General features: G+C 59.6%; 19 protein-coding genes. 6 read left to right on the top strand and 13 right to left on the bottom strand.

Annotation, left to right across the window (positions count from 1 at the left end):
- Window positions 1-159 precede the first annotated feature (159 nt).
- A complete protein-coding gene (locus BLO80_RS27570) occupies window positions 160-1,161 on the top strand; it encodes an LLM class flavin-dependent oxidoreductase (RefSeq protein ID WP_092333653.1) in 1,002 nt (333 codons plus the stop codon).
- 53 nt (window positions 1,162-1,214) lie between these two features.
- On the opposite strand, the gene BLO80_RS27565 is transcribed toward BLO80_RS27570, so the two are convergent.
- Both BLO80_RS27565 and BLO80_RS27560 read right to left on the bottom strand, forming a co-directional pair.
- Window positions 1,215-1,436 carry a DUF1161 domain-containing protein gene (locus BLO80_RS27565; RefSeq protein WP_092333651.1) on the bottom strand — a complete coding sequence of 74 codons (222 nt, stop codon included), beginning with the start codon at window positions 1,434-1,436 and terminating at the stop codon, window positions 1,215-1,217.
- 116 nt (window positions 1,437-1,552) lie between these two features.
- Window positions 1,553-1,768, bottom strand: coding sequence for a dodecin (locus tag BLO80_RS27560; protein ID WP_003177209.1), 216 nt, complete (start codon window positions 1,766-1,768; stop codon window positions 1,553-1,555).
- A gap of 156 nt (window positions 1,769-1,924) precedes the next feature.
- Between BLO80_RS27560 and BLO80_RS27555 the strand changes: the two genes are divergently transcribed.
- A complete protein-coding gene (locus tag BLO80_RS27555; RefSeq protein ID WP_003196426.1) occupies window positions 1,925-2,251 on the top strand; it encodes an ElaB/YgaM/YqjD family protein in 327 nt (108 codons plus the stop codon).
- On the opposite strand, the gene BLO80_RS27550 is transcribed toward BLO80_RS27555, so the two are convergent.
- The gene (locus tag BLO80_RS27550; RefSeq protein ID WP_092333650.1) at window positions 2,224-3,141 is read right to left on the bottom strand and encodes a LysR family transcriptional regulator; all 918 of its coding nucleotides are present in this window, start codon (window positions 3,139-3,141) and stop codon (window positions 2,224-2,226) included. The two genes, BLO80_RS27555 and BLO80_RS27550, sit on opposite strands and share 28 nt — an antisense overlap.
- A 112-nt stretch (window positions 3,142-3,253) precedes the next feature.
- On the opposite strand from BLO80_RS27550, the gene trpB reads away from it, so the two are divergent.
- Both trpB and trpA read left to right on the top strand, forming a co-directional pair.
- The gene (trpB, locus tag BLO80_RS27545) at window positions 3,254-4,486 is read left to right on the top strand and encodes a tryptophan synthase subunit beta (RefSeq protein WP_053127073.1); all 1,233 of its coding nucleotides are present in this window, start codon (window positions 3,254-3,256) and stop codon (window positions 4,484-4,486) included.
- Window positions 4,486-5,298, top strand: coding sequence for a tryptophan synthase subunit alpha (gene trpA, locus BLO80_RS27540; RefSeq protein ID WP_092333648.1), 813 nt, complete (start codon window positions 4,486-4,488; stop codon window positions 5,296-5,298). Before trpB ends, trpA begins: the two co-directional genes overlap by 1 nt.
- A gap of 97 nt (window positions 5,299-5,395) precedes the next feature.
- Here trpA and BLO80_RS27535 read toward each other — a convergent pair whose 3' ends face one another.
- From BLO80_RS27535 to BLO80_RS27490, 10 genes are all read right to left on the bottom strand, one after another.
- A complete protein-coding gene (locus tag BLO80_RS27535) occupies window positions 5,396-7,357 on the bottom strand; it encodes a DUF7844 domain-containing protein (RefSeq protein ID WP_092333646.1) in 1,962 nt (653 codons plus the stop codon).
- Window positions 7,354-7,674, bottom strand: coding sequence for a DUF2388 domain-containing protein (locus BLO80_RS27530; protein WP_003187020.1), 321 nt, complete (start codon window positions 7,672-7,674; stop codon window positions 7,354-7,356). Before BLO80_RS27530 ends, BLO80_RS27535 begins: the two co-directional genes overlap by 4 nt.
- A 27-nt stretch (window positions 7,675-7,701) precedes the next feature.
- Entirely contained in the window at window positions 7,702-8,010 is a 309-nt protein-coding gene (locus BLO80_RS27525; protein WP_092333644.1) for a DUF2388 domain-containing protein, read from the bottom strand.
- 106 nt (window positions 8,011-8,116) lie between these two features.
- The gene (locus tag BLO80_RS27520; protein WP_092333642.1) at window positions 8,117-8,434 is read right to left on the bottom strand and encodes a DUF2388 domain-containing protein; all 318 of its coding nucleotides are present in this window, start codon (window positions 8,432-8,434) and stop codon (window positions 8,117-8,119) included.
- Between the two features lie 321 nt (window positions 8,435-8,755).
- Entirely contained in the window at window positions 8,756-8,971 is a 216-nt protein-coding gene (locus BLO80_RS27515) for a DUF1127 domain-containing protein (RefSeq protein WP_072398028.1), read from the bottom strand.
- A gap of 319 nt (window positions 8,972-9,290) precedes the next feature.
- Window positions 9,291-10,784 carry an acetyl-CoA hydrolase/transferase family protein gene (locus tag BLO80_RS27510; RefSeq protein ID WP_092333640.1) on the bottom strand — a complete coding sequence of 498 codons (1,494 nt, stop codon included), beginning with the start codon at window positions 10,782-10,784 and terminating at the stop codon, window positions 9,291-9,293.
- Between the two features lie 199 nt (window positions 10,785-10,983).
- A complete protein-coding gene (locus BLO80_RS27505) occupies window positions 10,984-12,420 on the bottom strand; it encodes an NAD(P)(+) transhydrogenase (Re/Si-specific) subunit beta (RefSeq protein ID WP_092333638.1) in 1,437 nt (478 codons plus the stop codon).
- Window positions 12,420-12,743: an NAD(P) transhydrogenase subunit alpha part 2 gene (locus BLO80_RS27500; RefSeq protein ID WP_007947884.1), complete on the bottom strand. Its 324-nt coding sequence runs from the start codon at window positions 12,741-12,743 to the stop codon at window positions 12,420-12,422. Before BLO80_RS27500 ends, BLO80_RS27505 begins: the two co-directional genes overlap by 1 nt.
- A gap of 15 nt (window positions 12,744-12,758) precedes the next feature.
- Window positions 12,759-13,880, bottom strand: coding sequence for a Re/Si-specific NAD(P)(+) transhydrogenase subunit alpha (locus BLO80_RS27495; RefSeq protein ID WP_092333636.1), 1,122 nt, complete (start codon window positions 13,878-13,880; stop codon window positions 12,759-12,761).
- Between the two features lie 431 nt (window positions 13,881-14,311).
- Window positions 14,312-15,211, bottom strand: a complete 900-nt coding sequence (locus tag BLO80_RS27490; RefSeq protein WP_092333634.1) for a LysR family transcriptional regulator — start codon at window positions 15,209-15,211, stop codon at window positions 14,312-14,314.
- A gap of 156 nt (window positions 15,212-15,367) precedes the next feature.
- On the opposite strand from BLO80_RS27490, the gene BLO80_RS27485 reads away from it, so the two are divergent.
- Window positions 15,368-16,549, top strand: a complete 1,182-nt coding sequence (locus BLO80_RS27485) for an acyl-CoA dehydrogenase (protein WP_014335919.1) — start codon at window positions 15,368-15,370, stop codon at window positions 16,547-16,549.
- A gap of 13 nt (window positions 16,550-16,562) precedes the next feature.
- On the top strand, window positions 16,563-17,783 hold the full coding sequence (locus BLO80_RS27480) for a CaiB/BaiF CoA transferase family protein (RefSeq protein ID WP_092333632.1): 1,221 nt from the start codon (window positions 16,563-16,565) through the stop codon (window positions 17,781-17,783).
- Window positions 17,784-18,245 lie beyond the last annotated feature (462 nt).

The raw sequence follows: 18,245 nt of genomic DNA, 5'->3' as shown, positions 1-18,245 counted from the left end.
TAAAAGTTCACCCTGTCGATTAGCCGACGAATTTAGTAGGAAATTTCGTCGCTGCTATTGAAACTCGGGTATATGCCCACATTGCATGGAACACACCTATAGAAACGGCAGGCTTTTGCCCGTAGGAAAAGCCCGGAACGCCGTTGGAGATCCCGGCCCATGAAACAGCTGTCCGACGTGAAATTCTCAACCCTCGACCTGGTGCCTGTCCGCGCCGATGGCAATGCCGCCCAGTCCTTGCGCAACTCGCTGGACCTGGCGCAGCACGTGGAAAAATACGGCTACACCCGTTTCTGGGTGGCCGAACACCACAACATGGATGGTATCGCCAGTTCGGCGACGGCGGTGCTGCTGGGTTATCTGGCGGGGGGCACTTCGACCATTCGCGTCGGCTCCGGCGGCGTCATGCTGCCCAATCACGCGCCGTTGATCATTGCCGAACAGTTCGGCACGCTGGAAAGCCTCTACCCGGGTCGAATCGATTTGGGGCTGGGACGTGCGCCAGGTTCCGACCAGATGACCGCGCGGGCGTTGCGTCGCGAGCGTTCCGGCAGTGCGGACGATTTCCCCGAGGACGTGGCCGAACTGATGCGCTATCTCGGCCCGCGTACCCCGGATCAACGCATCATTGCCATGCCCGGCACCGGGACCAACGTGCCGGTATGGCTGCTGGGGTCGAGCCTGTTCAGTGCGCAATTGGCCGGTGAGCGAGGTTTGCCCTACGCATTCGCCTCCCATTTCGCACCGCGCTTCATGCACGAGGCGATTCGCATCTACCGTAACCACTTCAAACCGTCGGCGGTGCTCGACAAGCCTTATGTGATGCTCGGCGTGCCGCTGGTCGCGGCGGATACCGATGAACAGGCCGAATACCTGGCAACGTCGGTGTACCAGCGGATCCTGGCGCTGATGCGGGGCCAGAGCCTGGTGCAGCGTCCGCCGGTGGAAACCATGAACGGTCTGTGGTTGCCCCATGAGAAAGAGGCGGTTGGCGATTTCCTGGGCCTGGCCATGGTCGGCGGCCCGCAGAGGATTCGCGCCAAGCTGCAAGTATTGATCGAGCAAACCCAGGCCGATGAGCTGATTTTCACCAGTGACCTGTACGAACACGCCGATCGCTTGCACTCCTACGAGTTGCTGGCGCAGGTCATGAAAGGCTGAATGACGTCCATGAAAAAGCCGACGCAATGCGTCGGCTTTGATGTTCGAAAGAATCACTTTTTATAGATGATTTCTTTCGCACCGCCCTCACAGGTGCCGACGACTTTTCCGTCAGCATTTGCGCCTTTATCGACGATTTCCAGCGAGTAGCCTGGCACGCCCTTGGCGTCCAGCTTCGCTGCGATCTCGCTTTTCAGCTCTTCGCAGGGCTTACCGGCCGCAAACGCACCACCGGCAAGGCTCAGCAAACCCAGGGCCACCATCAACTTTTTCATCGCTCGCACTCCTTGGTCGGATCAAATAGGGCAGGTCTTGGAAAAACGTAATGCGCAGACCATAGCGCATCGCCACTCCCTATGGCACTCCGCCAGCGTGCAAGTTCCAACGAACCTCAGCTATTGGCTATCCGGAACCCGACTTTGATGGTCACTTGAAAGTGCGCGGCCCGGCCATTTTCGATGTGGCCGCGGGTTTCCGTCACTTCGAACCATTCCAGATGCTTGAGGCTTTTGCTGGCTTCGGCCAAGGCGTTGTTGATGGCGTCTTCAATGCTGGTGGGAGACGAGCCGACCAGCTCGACTTTCTTGTAAGTGTGATGATCACTCATGGGGATTCTCCTCGGTTGTGTTTAACAGCCTAGCAGCGATTTTTCGCCTTACGTGTGTCGTCGTTCGCGCGCTGAAGTTCAGATTTACTGCACTTTCAGAAACGACCGGAGTCCCAATTCACACACGCCACTCAACCACTGCAGGAGAGAGCCACCATGGCCAGCAATTCGTTACGCAAAGCCTCGTTGCAAAGCATGGAAGCGGAGATCGAGAGTCTGCTCAAGTCGTTGGAAAGCCTGAAGGACGACGCATCGGACGAGTCGCGTAAGACCCTCAAGTCGCTCAAGGCCAATGCCGAGAACGCGCTGAAACATTCTCGTCATCTGCTCAGCGATGCCTATGAAGAGGTCAAGGTGAAAACCCGTGAAACCGGGATCGCCACACGCGACTACGCCCAGGAACACCCATGGACCACCGCCGGTGTCGCAGTCGGTGCGCTGGGTCTGCTGGCTGCTTACCTGCTGTGCAAGCGCGGTGACTGAGTCGGTTGGCTCAGCTCATGCCTGAGCCACTGGGCCAATTGCCGAGCGCGCCCGTCTGCGGCGCGCTTGGGCAGCCACAACGCCAGTCGCGCCGCGGTTTCATCGAAGCCCCACGGCGCGACCAGGCGACCGGCGCGTACGTCCTCAGCCACCAACGGCTCGGGCGCGATCGCCACGCCTAACCCCGCCACGGCGGCCTCCAGCAAATAATACAAATGCTCGAATCCTTGCCCGAACTTCAGTGCCTGGGGTTCCAGGGCGTTTTGTCGTGCCCAGGTCGGCCAGGCCTGGGGGCGGGACGTGGTGTGCAGCAACGGCTCGTCCAGCAACGCGCTGGCCGGTGCGGCTTGCAGGCGCGCGAATCCGGCGTAGTGGGGGCTCATCACGGGGCCGATCCGCTCGCTCACCAGTTCGTACACATGCATGTCGGCCGGCCATGGCGGCTCGGCGAATACCAGCAAGGCATCCAGCCCCGGTCGCCTGGGGTCCAGGTCGCCTTCGCCGGCGGACAGGTGCAGGCGCAAATCCGGCAGGTCGGCGTTGAGCCTGCCCAGGCGGGGAATGAACCAGCGCGCCAGCAGGCTTCCCGAGCAGCCCAGGACAAACGGGGCATCTGCCGTGCTTTGCATCAGCTCCGCGCAAACACCGCGCAACCGCTCGAACGCATCGGCGCTGACGTCCCGCAGGCGCATGCCGGCATCTGTGAGTTTAAGGCCGCGCCCGTCCTTGATGAACAAGCTGACGCCCAAATGCTCTTCCAGCACTTTCAGCTGTCGACTCACGGCCCCATGGGTGACATGCAGCTGTTCGGCCGCCTGGCTTACGCTGTTCAGGCGGGCGGTAGCCTCGAAGGCGCGCAGGGCGTTGAGAGGAGGAAGATCGTGGCTCATTTTATCTGTGAGTTTTCCTGACAGGTTGCGGCGATCTTATCGGTTTTCACTGGGGGATGTCAGGGGTAGAGTGAACCTCATCGTCTTTCAACGCATTTGCCTGGAGCGCCCGATGACCCAGCCTACGACCCCTTTCAACCTGCGCAGCGGCCCCGACGCCAACGGCCTGTTCGGTGCATTCGGCGGCCGCTATGTGGCCGAGACCTTGATGCCGCTGATCCTTGATCTGGCCCGTGAATATGAAGTGGCGAAGGAGGATCCGGCCTTCATTGAGGAATTGGCCTACTTCCAGCGTGACTACGTCGGTCGCCCGAGCCCGCTCTATTTCGCCGAGCGCCTGACCGAATACTGCGGCGGCGCCAAGATCTACCTCAAGCGTGAAGAGCTGAACCACACCGGCGCGCACAAGATCAACAACTGCATCGGCCAGATCCTACTGGCGCGGCGCATGGGCAAAAAACGCATCATCGCCGAGACTGGCGCTGGCATGCACGGCGTGGCCACCGCCACCGTGGCCGCGCGTTTCGGTCTGGATTGCGTGATCTACATGGGCACCACCGACATCGAACGCCAGCAGGCCAACGTGTTTCGCATGAAGCTGCTGGGCGCCGAAGTGATCCCGGTGGTCGCCGGTACCGGCACCCTGAAGGACGCCATGAACGAGGCCCTGCGCGACTGGGTCACCAACGTCGACAGCACGTTCTACCTGATCGGCACCGTGGCAGGCCCGCATCCGTATCCGGCCATGGTGCGCGACTTCCAGGCCGTGATCGGCAAGGAAACCCGCGATCAACTGCAAGCCCAGGAAGGTCGCCTGCCGGATAGCCTGGTGGCGTGCATCGGCGGCGGCTCCAACGCCATGGGCCTGTTCCACCCGTTCCTGGACGACAAGAGTGTCGAGATCATCGGCGTCGAAGCCGCCGGTTATGGCATCGAGACCGGTAAGCATGCGGCGAGCCTGAACGGCGGCGTTCCGGGGGTACTGCACGGCAACCGCACCTTCCTGTTGCAGGACGACGACGGCCAGATCATCGATGCCCATTCGATTTCCGCAGGTCTCGACTACCCCGGTATCGGCCCGGAACATGCCTGGTTGCACGACATCGGTCGCGTCCAGTACACCTCGGTGACCGACGCCGAAGCCCTGGAAGCCTTTCACAAATGCTGTCGCCTGGAAGGGATCATTCCTGCACTGGAAAGCGCCCATGCCCTGGCTGAAGTGTTCAAGCGCGCACCCAACCTGCCGAAAGATCACCTGATGGTGGTCAACCTGTCCGGCCGTGGCGACAAAGACATGCAAACCGTGATGCACCACATGGAACAGTCCCAGCAGGAGAAACACTGATGAGCCGCCTGCAAACCCGTTTTGCCGAACTCAAGGAACAGAACCGCGCCGCCCTGGTCACTTTCGTCACGGCCGGCGACCCGAACTACGACACGTCGCTGGCGATTCTCAAGGGGCTGCCGGCGGCCGGTGCCGACGTGATCGAGTTGGGCATGCCGTTCACCGACCCGATGGCCGACGGCCCGGCGATCCAGTTGGCGAATATTCGTGCCTTGGGCGCCCAGCAGAACCTGGCGAAAACCCTGCAGATGGTCCGCGAGTTCCGTAAGGACAATACCGAGACGCCGCTGGTGCTGATGGGCTACTTCAACCCGATCCACCGTTATGGCGTGCAACGTTTCATTGGCGAAGCGCTGGATTGCGGTGTCGATGGCCTGATCGTTGTGGACATGCCGCCCGAGCACAACAGCGAACTGTGCGAACCGGCCCAGGCGGCTGGCCTGGACTTCATCCGCCTGACGACCCCGACCACCGATGATGCGCGTTTGCCGACGGTGCTCAACGGCAGTTCGGGTTTTGTGTACTACGTGTCGGTGGCGGGCGTGACCGGTGCCGGTGCCGCGACGCTGGAGCATGTGGAAGAAGCCGTGGCGCGCCTGCGTCGCCATACCGATCTGCCCATCAGCATTGGTTTTGGCATCCGCACGCCGGAGCAGGCTGCCGCCATCGCACGATTGGCCGATGGGGTGGTGGTGGGCTCGGCGCTGATCGACCATATCGCCAGCGCCGAAACATCGGAACAGGCAATTGATGGGGTGTTGAGCTTGTGTGCCGCCCTGGCCGATGGTGTGCGCAAGGCGCGTCTCAGCTGATTTGATCCAGCTGACAGCCACGAAAAAAGGGTTCAGAACGGGGTTCTGAACCCTTTTTTATTCCACTGGAGCAGTCTTGACGCTGCCTTTTGCAGGGTCAAGGCAACTCCAACCCGCCCCCGGCCTTGTGCAGCTTGCGCAAATGCTCGCCAATTTCTTTCACATTGGCCTCGCTCGCCGCAATTTCAGCCGCGCGGCTCGGTTCGAGCAACGCCCGGACTTCCTTGTCCAGGTCGCCTGTCAGCGTTTGCAGTTGTTTCTGCCGTAAGCTGCTTTCCGATTCCAAGCGTTGCCACTCGCTGGGTTGCGGCAAGCCGTAGCCGCTGCTGCCCAACAGTTCGGCCGGGCGGCTCAGGAAGCCGCTGTTGGCGAGGATCTGCTGCAGCGTCGCATTGGCCCGTTCCATACCGCCGTTCTGCAATTCACGGGCGCCGAGGTAGCGCTGTTTGACTTCATCCTGCGCCAACAACAATTGCCGGCGATAACTGGCCTGTTCCAGCAGCAACAACGCCGCGCTGGTGCGCAAGTCGGCCTGTTCGAACCAGACCCGGCGTTCGGCGGCGTCCAGGGCCAGCCAGTCTTCCACCGTTTGCTGCTTGATCGGCAAATACTTCTTCAGCACCTCGAACATCGCCTGGTATCGCTCGCGGAATGAGTCGAAGCGGTAGCCCAGCCGCAAGGCTTCCTTGGGATCATCCAGCACGCTGGTATCCGCCAGGCCCCGGCCCTTGAGCACCTCCAGCAGGCCGTTGGGCATGATGCTGTCCAGGCCCTTGAGTTGCTCGTTATTGCTGCCGCTGCGCAACAGTTTCAAGCTCTCCACGGCGCAGTTATTGGACAGGAAGTAATAGTTGCCGTCGTAGCTCCAGTGCATTTCGGCGGCGTGCTCGACCGTTTCCTCGATCTCGGTGCGCGACAGGTTCAGCGGCACCGATGCCAGGCTGCGCAGTTCGGTCTTGGTGTATTCGTCGATCACCTGGGCCAACGGCAATACAAACAGGCGCGACGGGTATTTGCCGACCAGCCCGTCCCAGCTCGACAACTGCACATCGCCCACGAAGGCGCGGTATGACAGTACCAGGTGTTGGTCCAGATCCAATCGGCAGTCCGGGCCACGTGGGCGGCCCGGTGCGCAGATCACCAGCCGGAGCATGCTGTGGCCCCAGCGGCTCACCCAGTTCTGATTGGCCTCGGCCAGCAGGTAATCGATGGCATAGACCCGTTCCGGATCGACCTTGCCCAGCGGTGTCTTGGCGAAATCGTTTCCAGCGTTGAGGAAGGCGAACGATTGGGCGCAGGTGTCCTTGGCGGCGGGGGCCCAACCAAAGTGTTCCTGGTAATAGCGATACAGGGCGGGGCGTCGGCAGGCATAGCTGGAGTCCAGGAGAAAGTACTCCATGTTGACCGCGACGAACTCCTTGGGGCTGCTCGTTTCATAGAGATCCGGGCTGCGGGCGACCTGGCGGTTGTGCTGTTCCCGTTCACCGCGACGACCGACGTATTGTGGCCAGCCGGCGAGGTCCAACAAGCGAGGATCATCGCTGAGGGTGAAACGGCGGTCGTTCTGGCCCCGGCATTCATCGGGAAGACCAATCAACCCGGCGCTGCTGTGGCGTCGAGTGCAACGCTGGATCAGTGCGCGTTCGGTCTCTGGCCATAGACGCGAGCGGTCATAGATGTGGGTCAGTTCGTGCAGGACCGTGGCGAGCATTTCCCGGCGCACGGTGCCGTGGGGGCGATGGGTCTTTTGTGTCGCGGCGCTGCCGTCGACAAGGCTGTCGAGCAGGTTGCTATTGAGGTCCAGTTGCGACACCAGCGAGGCCTGGCCGTAGGCATTGGCGGGCATCTGGTCGGTCCAGCCGACATCGATGCGCCGGTCCAGCCGCTCGATGAAGCGCGGCGGCAGGGCCTGCATGGCTTCGTCGAGCAGCGCCTGGCTGGCCTGCTGTTGCGCCGGGCTCAGGCCTTCGACGTTGAGGTGCAATCGCAGGCCGGCCTGGGCCATGCTGCCCGTGAGCAGCAAGACCCCGGCCACCAGCCAGGCGGCGAACCGCCTCACAATGCGAGGATGGCTTCGGCGAGAACCTGGTCACTGGCGTCGCGGGCTTCCGGCACGCGGGTGCGCAAGGTGTCGAAGGCGGCCTCGAGGTGAGCGCCACGAATTTCACCATTGCTGGCGACAAAACTGGCCGCATCGTCATGGGCTTCGCGGACGATTTTCGAATCACGGATGGACGTGGTGGTGTCGGAAGTGAAATCGATCGTGCGCTGGGAAGCGCGAACGATGATGTTACTGGTGGCTACCAGGGTATGTGCCTGGGCCACATCGGCCAACACCAGCAGGCCTAAGGCGGCAGCAATCAGCGGGCTACGCATGGAACGACTCCGGAAAAATAAGGATAGCTATTGGACGAGAATTGCCTGCGCCAGTTCAAGGTCGCTGACGTGAAGTTTTGGCTGGGTCCGGCGCAGGTAATCCAAGGCCGATTCCAGTTGTGCACCTCGCAGTTGCCCGTCGCTGGCGACGAATGCCGCAGCGTCATCGTGAGCGGCGACGATCAGTTTATGGTCGAAGGGCGCGGAGGTCACCATGCTCGTGGCATAGCCGCTGACCACCACTTGCTGGGTGGACACATCGAAGGCATGGGCCGGAACAGACCAGCAAAAAACGATGAAGAAAGACGCGATGAACAGATCTGAGTAGAAACGCATGGGACTCGACGGTTGATGGCGAGTTTGAAGGCTAGCGCAAACCCGCGGGCCAGAGCCAGCACTGAAACATCGGAACACCATTTGGCGCCCGATGTTTCATGTTGCATCAGATTACCAGGATGGCTTGGGCCAATTGCGCATCGGTGGCGTTGAGCTGCGGTGCCTGCTGGCGGATGTAATCCAGGGCACTTTCCAGTTTTACGCCACGGATGGCGCCTTCGCTGGCGACGAAGCTGGCGGCGTCATCACGGGCGGCTTGAACGATCTTGTTGTCACGCAGGGATGAGGTTGCATCGGAGGTCGCGTCGGAGGTGGCCTTGAGTGCTCCGACGATGGAGTCGGTGGTGACGATGAAGCTGCTGGCGTTGGAGTGGGCGGCTACGGCCAGCAGGGCAACCGCGCTGAGCAGGCGAAGACGGATCATGATGAAACTCCTTGAATGATGAGGTGATGCCGGTGCGTGTAGCTGGAAGAAGAGACGCATGTTCGACTCGCTTCGCCACGTTCGGCTCGATATTAGGACAGGAACGCGTTGGCTGACAGCCCTTGCGACAGTCATTGCCTGCTGGGCTCGGCTTACTGTACTGGTGTGTTTTATAAATTCTTTAAACTGTTATGTCTCCAAGGCTTTCGTTCAAACTGGGCCCGGAAACGACAAGACCCGTCGCGGTTACCCGCGACGGGTCTTGTGTGTTCAATTCGGTGCTGGCGGTGGACCCGGTGGGTCAGGGCCAGCGACGCTGAGTTAGCGCCAGAACGGCTTGCTCAGCTCTTCGTAGCGTTGTGCTTCGCTGATACCGGCATCAGCCAGCAGGCGCGAATCCAGACGAGCCAGTTGGTGACGGCTGGCGATGCGGCGCTGCCACAACATCAGGTTGGCGATAACGCGAAGAGGCAGGGAAGCCTGGTTTTTTGCAGCTTTGTCTTCGAAAAACAGCTCGGAACTGAGTGTACGTTCCATGGTTGACATCCTTCCGCTTGTGGCGGGATTAGGTAGTGGTTTGACTGGTGCCCATGATCCTCTCGTTTGGCCAGGCTCTCTAGATACAGTTCACCTGTATTGTGAGAGACCAGTTAACTGTTAAAGAGTGGTGTACTGGTCGATATTGAGGCAACTGTACCTATATGCACTATATTTGTGCGTTTTTGCACATTGGTGGTTGTTTCATGGGAAAAGACTGTAAGAAAACACCGGTACAGCAGTACAGTTTTTGTAGGGTAAGGCTCGAATGACGGTCTTCAACCAAAACTGTATTTGCGATAACGGTGATCCAGCTGTATCAGACGGCCAACATGCGTCCGGTTTCTTCGAGGTTCAGGTGCCAACTCAGTGCATCGCGCAGGATATGCGGGGTATGTCCGCCCAAGGCGCACGCGGCGTCGAAATATTCATTCAAGGCCTGGTGGTAGGTGGGGTGCACGCAATTGTCGATGATCACTCGCGCGCGCTCCCTTGGCGCCAGGCCCCGCAGGTCGGCCAGGCCGATCTCGGTCACCAGGATGTCGACGTCATGTTCGGTATGGTCCACATGGCTGACCATCGGCACGACGCTGGAAATGGCCCCACCCTTGGCAATCGACTTGGTAACGAAAATCGCCAGGTGAGCATTGCGGGCGAAATCCCCTGAGCCGCCGATGCCATTCATCATCCGCGTGCCGCAGACATGGGTGGAATTGACGTTGCCGTACAAGTCGAACTCCAGCGCGGTGTTGATAGCGATGATGCCTAGGCGACGTACAACCTCGGGATGGTTGGAGATTTCCTGTGGGCGCAGGACCAGTTTGTCCTTGTACCTTTCCAGGTTTCCAAACACATCGGCATTACGTCGACCCGACAGCGTGATCGAGCTGCCGGAGGCGAAACTCAGCTTGCCGGCGTCGATCAGGTCAAATGTCGAGTCCTGCAAAACCTCGGAATACATGGTCAGGTCTTCGAACGGGGAATCGATCAGCCCGCACATCACGGCATTGGCGATGTTGCCGATCCCGGCCTGCAACGGCCCGAGCTTGTTGGTCATGCGTCCGGCCGAAACCTCCTGCTTGAAGAAGTCGATCAGGTGTTCGGCAATGGCCTGGGTGTCGCTGTCCGGTAGCGCGACGGTCGAAGGCGAGTCGCCTTGGTTGGTAATGACAATGGCGGCGATTTTTTCCGGTGGGATCACAATGGCGGTGTTGCCAATACGGTCGTCGACTTTCACCAGGGGGATGGGTGTACGAGTGGGGCGATAGGTCGGGATATAGATGTCGTGCAGCCCTTCCAGATTCGGGTTGTGAGCCAGATTGATCTCGACGATCACTTGGCGGGCGAAAATGGCGAAGCTGGCTGAGTTACCCACCGATGTGGTGGGTACGATATGTCCTTGCTCGGTAATGGCCACGGCTTCGATCACGGCAATATCGGGCAGTTTGAGCTGGCCGTTGCGCAGTTGCTCGACAGTTTCCGAGAGATGCTGATCGATGAACATCACCTCGCCTGCGTTGATCGCCTTGCGCAGCGTGCTGTCGACCTGGAACGGCATGCGGCGCGCCAGTACACCGGCTTCGGTGAGCTCCTTGTCGAGGTCATTGCCCAGGCTTGCACCGGTCATCAGGCTGATCTTCAACGGGGTGATCTTGGCGCGTTCAGCCAGGGCGTGGGGCACTGCTTTCGCTTCTCCGGCGCGGGTAAAGCCGCTCATGCCGACGGTCATGCCGTCCTGAATCAACAAGGCTGCGTCGGCAGCGCTCATCACCTTATTCAATAACGAAGGCAAGCGGATGCGATCACGGTACATAGGTGGTTATCTCGGGCTGGAAAGCAAGATGCGCAGTCTAGTGAATTAGCGCTGTGCCCGACCCGCTACAAAGGTCGCATTTCAGGCGTCTATTACGGGCGTTTCGGACAAAACATCATTACCGGATCGGTAATACTTTGCCTTGATACAAATCAAAACGCCCCGACAGGTCGGGGCGTCTTGGGTAAAGCGGCGAGGGTTATTCCACCGCTTTGACCATGTCTTCGATGACCTTCTTGGCGTCACCGAACACCATCATGGTCTTGTCGAGATAGAACAGCTCGTTGTCCAGGCCCGCATAGCCGCTGGCCATCGAGCGTTTGTTGACGATGATGGTCTTGGCCTTGAACGCTTCGAGGATCGGCATGCCGGCAATCGGCGATTTCGGATCGTTCTTCGCCGCGGGGTTGACCACGTCGTTGGCGCCCAGCACCAGCACCACGTCGGCCTGGCCGAACTCGGAGTTGATGTCTTCCATTTCGAACACCTGGTCGTAAGGCACTTCGGCTTCGGCCAGCAGGACGTTCATGTGCCCAGGCATGCGACCGGCCACCGGGTGGATCGCGTATTTGACGGTCACGCCGTGGTGGGTCAGCTTCTCGGTCAGTTCTTTCAGCGCGTGCTGCGCCCGGGCCACCGCCAGGCCATAGCCCGGCACGATGATCACGGTATCGGCGTTGGTCAGCAGGAAGGTGGCGTCGTCAGCCGAGCCGGATTTCACCGGACGGGCTTCTTTGGAGCCTGCCGGGCCAGCAGCATCCGCGGTGTTGCCGAAACCGCCGAGCAGCACGTTGAAGAACGAACGGTTCATCGCCTTGCACATGATGTACGAGAGGATCGCACCGCTCGAGCCCACCAGCGAACCGGCAATGATCAGCATCGAGTTGTTCAGCGAGAAGCCGATGCCCGCTGCGGCCCAACCGGAATAACTGTTGAGCATCGACACCACCACCGGCATGTCCGCACCGCCGATCGGGATGATGATCAGCACGCCCAGGACAAAGGCCAGGGCCAGCATCAAGGCGAACGCGCCGAGGTTGCCGGTGAACATGAAGGTCAGGCCCAGGCCCAGCGTCGCCAGGCCCAGGATCAGGTTGAGCTTGTGCTGGCCACCAAACTGTACTGGTGCGCCCTGGAACAGGCGGAACTTGTACTTGCCCGAAAGCTTGCCGAACGCGATTACCGAACCGGAGAAGGTGATTGCACCAATGGCTGCGCCGAGGAACAGCTCCAGACGGTTGCCGGTTGGAATCGAATCGCCCAGTTGCTTGACGATACCCAGGGACTGCGGCTCGACGACAGCCGCGATGGCAATGAACACCGCCGCCAGGCCGATCATGCTGTGCATGAACGCCACCAGTTCCGGCATCTTGGTCATTTCGACGCGCTTGGCCATGATCGAGCCGGCGGTACCGCCGACCAGCAGGCCGACGATCACGTAGCCGATGCCGGCAGTCGCCAGTTCGGCCCCCAGTTTGTAGATAAGACCCACAGTGGTCAGCACCGCCAGCGCCATGCCGAGCATGCCGAACAGGTTGCCTCGGCGCGAGGTGGTGGGGTGCGACAGGCCTTTGAGGGCCTGGATGAAGCAGATCGACGCGATCAGGTAGAGCGTCGTTACCAGGTTCATGCTCATTACTTGGGCGCCTCTTCTTTTACGACTTTCGGGGCTTTTTTCTTGAACATCTCAAGCATGCGGCGCGTCACGAGGAAGCCACCGAAGACGTTCACCGCGGCCAGGGCCACGGCGAGGGTGCCCATGGTCTTGCCCAGAGGGGTCACGGTCAGGGCGGCGGCGAGCATGGCGCCGACGATCACGATCGCCGAAATGGCGTTGGTCACCGCCATCAACGGTGTGTGCAGCGCGGGCGTTACGTTCCAGACCACGTGGTAACCGACATAAATCGCCAGCACGAAGATGATCAGGTTGTAGATACCGGGGGAGATAAGCTCTTCCATTGTCTGAATCCCTGCTTAGGCGTTTTTGCGGATGACTTGGCCGTCGCGGCACATCAGGCACGCGGCGACGATGTCGTCTTCCAGGTTCACGTCGAACTGACCTTCCTTGGTGAAGACCAGCTTCAGGAAGTCCAGCAGGTTACGGGCATACAGCGCCGAAGCGTCGGCCGCGACTTCGCCGGCCAGGTTGGTCGGACCGCAAATGGTCACGCCATTCTCGACCACGACCTGATCGGCCACGGTCAGCGGGCAGTTACCACCTTGGGCTGCCGCGAGGTCGATGACCACCGAGCCGGGTTTCATCTGTGCGACGGTTTCGGCACTCAGCAATGTCGGTGCCTTGCGGCCCGGGATCAATGCGGTGGTGATGACGATGTCAGCCTGTTTGGCGCGCTCGTGCACGGCTTGGGCCTGGCGCTGCATCCAGCTGGCCGGCATCGGCCGGGCGTAACCGCCGACGCCGACGGCGCACTCACGCTCTTCGTCGGTCTCGTAAGGCACATCGACGAACTTCGCGCCGAGGGACTCGATTTGCTCCTTGACCGCCGGACGCACATCCGAAGCCTCGATCACCGCGCCCAGACGCTTGGCCGTGGCAATCGCCTGCAACCCGGCCACGCCCGCGCCGAGAATCAGCACGCGTGCCGCTTTCACGGTACCTGCGGCTGTCATCAGCATCGGCATGAAGCGCGGATAGTAATGGGCGGCCAGCAATACGGCTTTGTAACCGGCGATGTTCGCTTGGGACGACAGCACATCCAGGCTCTGGGCTCGGGAGGTACGTGGCGCCGCCTCAAGGGCGAAAGCGGTAATACCGCACTCGGCCAGCTTGGCGATGGTTTCGTTGTTGAACGGATTGAGCATGCCCACCAGAACGGTACCGCTCTTGATCAGCGTCAGTTCGCTGTCGCTGGGGGTCACCACCTTGAGGATCAGCTCGGCCCCGAATGCATCACTGGCGCTGCCAATGGTTGCGCCCGCTGCCTCATAGGCACTGTCGATAACGCTGGCCTTGATACCGGCGCCGCTTTGAACAGTGACTTTATGGCCTTGGCCGATCAACTTCTTGATGGTTTCCGGGGTAGCAGCAACCCGTGTTTCACCCGTTTGGGTTTCGAGGGGAACACCAATGTGCACGTCAAATCTCCTGCGTGATCTTATTGAGTAAACCCAGGCACTTCGGATGGTGCGGCTGGGGCGGCCGATCAGCACGATCCCGCCAAACCAGGCGGGGCGCGGCATTTTGCAGGCGAAAATTCAGCCCTTCAAGGGATTATGACGGGTGACGGAAAATTAACTACAAGTCACCCTGTGACCGAATGTCGCAATTATCGAACGGCAGCCCTTGTGGGCCGTGCTTTCCAAGGATTCAGGTTCAAATTGACAATTTTTCCCATCGGCCAGATGAATAAGCGCTGATGCATTGCGCGATATGGCTCCAGGCCATGTATTTAGACGCTTTGGAGACTACTGCACGGGTTCGGTAACAGATTGACTGAATGCGACATAAACTTATATCTGTAGCGTCCTCTGTTAGTTTACTACCTAAGTCTATTTTGGTTTTTTTCTTAATAATCAATAAGATAGCAGTTGGCTTGTTTCACGAGCCAGTCACGAAAAGCCCGAAGGGAGGCGGATTCGACCTTTCGCTCTGGAATCATCAGGTAATAGGCCTTGATGCTCGACAGCGCGTTACGGTTGGCCACCACCAGTCGTTTCTCTGCCAGTTCGCGTTGAATCAAAAAGGGCGGAATCAGCGCGATACCCATGTCGTGCATGGCCGCTTGGGCGAGCATGGAGAATAGTTCATAACGCGGCCCTGTCAGGTCTCGCGCAATATTCAGGTTCTGGGCGTTGAACCATTGGCGCCACGCATATGGGCGAGTGGTCTGCTGAAGCAAGGGCAGTTCGGCGATCTCCTCTGGTGTCAGGCCGTTGCGACCGTTTAGCAAGGCGGGGCTGCATACCGGCATCGGGTTTTCGCCCATCAGCTTGTGGGATTCGGTACCGGACCAGTCCGCATCGCCAAAATAGATGGCGGCGTCAAACTCTGTATCGGCAAAGAGAAAGGGACGTGTGCGGTTAGTCAGGTTGACAGTGACTTCCGGGTGCTGCTGCTGGAAATCCTTGAGGCGTGGCAGCAGCCATTGGGTGCCGAAGGTCGGAACCACGGCCAGTTCGATCACGTTCGCACCGGTGTGCCCCATCACTGAAAGTGTGTCGCGCTCGACGGCATCCAGTTGGGTGGCAACGCGCCGGCTGTAGGAAAGACCTGCTTCGGTCAGTTTGACGCCGCGGCGCGAGCGTCGGAAAAGCTCCACGCTGAGGAAATCCTCCAGGCTGGCGATCTGTCGGCAGATTGCGCCTTGGGTGAGAGAAAGCTCCTGCGCTGCCTTGGTGAAGCTTTCATGGCGCGCGGCAGCCTCGAAACTGACCAGGGCGGCGGTGCTGGGGATTTTACGGCGCATGTACGTAACTCTCACTCAATGCCTATACAAACGGGGTTTGTAGCGTTTACGGAGTGAGAAATTAGCACAGGTTAGTGCGTAATCCTCGTTTGCCCTTGTAGGAAACCGCGCCTAGGATCAATCCACGATTTTCATTTAATTGGCGAGGACTCTTTCATGGCCGGTAAAGCGAGCTTCAACTGGATCGATCCGTTGTTGCTGGATCAGCAGCTCACCGAAGAAGAACGCATGATCCGCGACACTGCCGAGCAATTCGCCCAGCAGAAGCTCGCACCGCGAGTGCTGGAAGCGTTCCGTCACGAGAAAACCGATCCGGCGATTTTCCGCGAGATGGGTGAAGTCGGCCTGCTGGGGGCTACCATTCCTGAACAGTACGGCGGCAGCGGGTTGAACTACGTCAGCTATGGCCTGATCGCTCGTGAAGTAGAGCGGGTCGATTCCGGCTATCGCTCGATGATGAGCGTGCAGTCCTCGCTGGTCATGGTGCCCATCAACGAATTTGGGACTGAGGCACAGAAACAGAAGTATTTGCCGAAGCTGGCGTCCGGTGAATGGATCGGCTGCTTTGGTCTGACTGAGCCGAACCATGGTTCCGACCCGGGTGCGATGATCACTCGTGCGCGCAAAGTGGAAGGCGGCTACAGCCTGACGGGCAGCAAGATGTGGATCACCAACAGCCCGATCGCTGACGTATTTGTCGTCTGGGGCAAGGACGACGCCGGTGACATCCGCGGCTTCGTTCTCGAAAAAGGCTGGAAGGGGCTGAGTGCGCCGGCCATTCATGGCAAGGTGGGGCTGCGCGCCTCGATCACTGGCGAAATCGTCATGGACAACGTATTCGTTCCGGAGGAGAACATCTTCCCGGATGTTCGTGGCCTGAAGGGTCCGTTTACTTGTCTGAACTCGGCGCGCTACGGCATCTCCTGGGGCGCCTTGGGGGCGGCTGAATTCTGCTGGCATACCGCTCGCCAGTACACGCTGGACCGCCAGCAGTTTGGTCGCCCGCTCGCTGCGAATCAGTTGATCCAGAAGAAACTGGCCGATATGCAGACTGAAATCACGCTGGCCCTGCAGGGATGCCTGCGTCTGGGGCGTATGAAAGACGAAGGCACGGCGGCGGTCGAGATTACCTCGATCATGAAGCGCAACTCCTGCGGCAAGTCCCTGGATATTGCCCGCATGGCGCGGGACATGCTGGGCGGTAACGGTATCTCCGATGAGTTCGGCATCGCCCGTCATCTGGTGAACCTGGAAGTCGTGAACACCTATGAAGGCACGCACGATGTGCATGCGCTGATTTTGGGGCGTGCGCAAACCGGTATCCAGGCGTTCTACTAACAGGAGAACGGTCATGGGCGCGCTTTCGCATCTGCGGGTATTGGATTTATCGAGGGTATTGGCCGGGCCGTGGGCCGGACAGATCCTGGCGGACCTGGGGGCTGATGTCATCAAGGTCGAGCGTCCCGGCAATGGTGACGATACGCGCGCCTGGGGGCCGCCCTTCCTGAAGGATGCCCGAGGCGAGAACACGACCGAAGCCGCTTATTATCTTTCAGCCAATCGCAACAAGCAGTCGGTGACCATCGACTTCACGCGGCCAGAGGGGCAGCGGCTGGTACGAGAGCTGGCGGCCAAGTCCGATATCCTGATCGAGAACTTCAAGGTGGGCGGCCTGGCGGCGTATGGCTTGGATTATGACTCGCTAAAGGCGATCAATCCGCAATTGATCTATTGCTCGATAACCGGGTTTGGCCAGACCGGCCCTTACGCCAAGCGTGCCGGGTATGACTTCATGATCCAGGGGCTGGGGGGCTTGATGAGCCTGACCGGTCGCCCTGAAGGCGATGAGGGCGCGGGGCCGGTGAAGGTAGGGGTTGCGTTGACGGACATCCTCACGGGGCTGTATTCGACCGCTGCCATTCTGGCGGCGTTGGCCCATCGTGATCATGCCGGCGGCGGGCAGCACATCGATATGGCCTTGCTGGATGTTCAAGTGGCTTGCCTGGCCAACCAGGCGATGAACTACCTGACCACGGGCAATGCGCCGAAGCGGCTGGGTAATGCCCATCCGAACATCGTGCCTTATCAGGATTTTCCTACGGCTGATGGCGATTTCATCCTGACGGTGGGTAATGACGGTCAGTTCCGAAAGTTCGCTGAGGTTGCCGGTCAACCGCAGTGGGCGGATGATCCGCGTTTTGCCACTAACAAGGTGCGGGTGGCGAACCGGGCGGTGTTGATTCCGTTGATTCGCCAGGCGACGGTGTTCAAGACCACCGCTGAATGGGTGACTCAGTTGGAGCAGGCGGGTGTGCCGTGTGGACCTATCAACGACTTGGCCCAGGTGTTTGCCGATCCCCAGGTACAGGCACGTGGGTTGGCGATGGAACTGCCTCACCTGCTGGCCGGTAAAGTGCCGCAGGTGGCCAGTCCGATTCGACTGTCCGAGACGCCGGTGGAGTATCGCCATGCACCTCCTTTATTAGGAGAGCATACGTTGGAGGTGCTGCAGCGAGTGTTGGGGTTGGACGAAGCTGCGGTGATGGCGTTCAGAGAGGCTGGGGTGCTGTGAGTCTTCTCTTCTCTAATTATAGAGGCGCGGGCAAAAGCGACAGGTTGACCGGTGCTGCGCAACTTATTGATAGAAAAGCGAAATTAAGGGTTGACGGCAGATTCTGGACGTCTATAATTCGCCCCACTTCCGGCGCAGTCGAAACGTAAAACTCCTTGAGATTCAACGAGTTAAGTAGGTTTCGAAGGTGCAGGGCTTCAGTTCATCGAAGTCCGGAAGGAGCAGGTAGAGCAATGTTGTTTGGCTCTATATGCGGTTCGATCTTCTCGGTCGAAAGCGGTGAAAAAGAGGTGTTGACAGCAGCGAGTAACGCTGTAGAATTCGCCTCCCGCTAACGAGAGATCGGAAGCGCAAGTGGTTGAAGTTGTTGAGGTTTCCGAAGCGAAACTTTGAAAATTTCTGAAAATAACCGCTTGACAGATACACGGGGCGCTGTAGAATGCGCGCCTCGGTTGAGACGAA

This window comes from Pseudomonas sp. NFACC56-3, assembly GCF_900100025.1.
Classification (GTDB): Bacteria; Pseudomonadota; Gammaproteobacteria; order Pseudomonadales; family Pseudomonadaceae; genus Aquipseudomonas; species Aquipseudomonas fluorescens_AA.
Note: the sequence above shows the minus strand (reverse complement) of the source record. Positions and strands in the feature narration are given on the sequence as shown.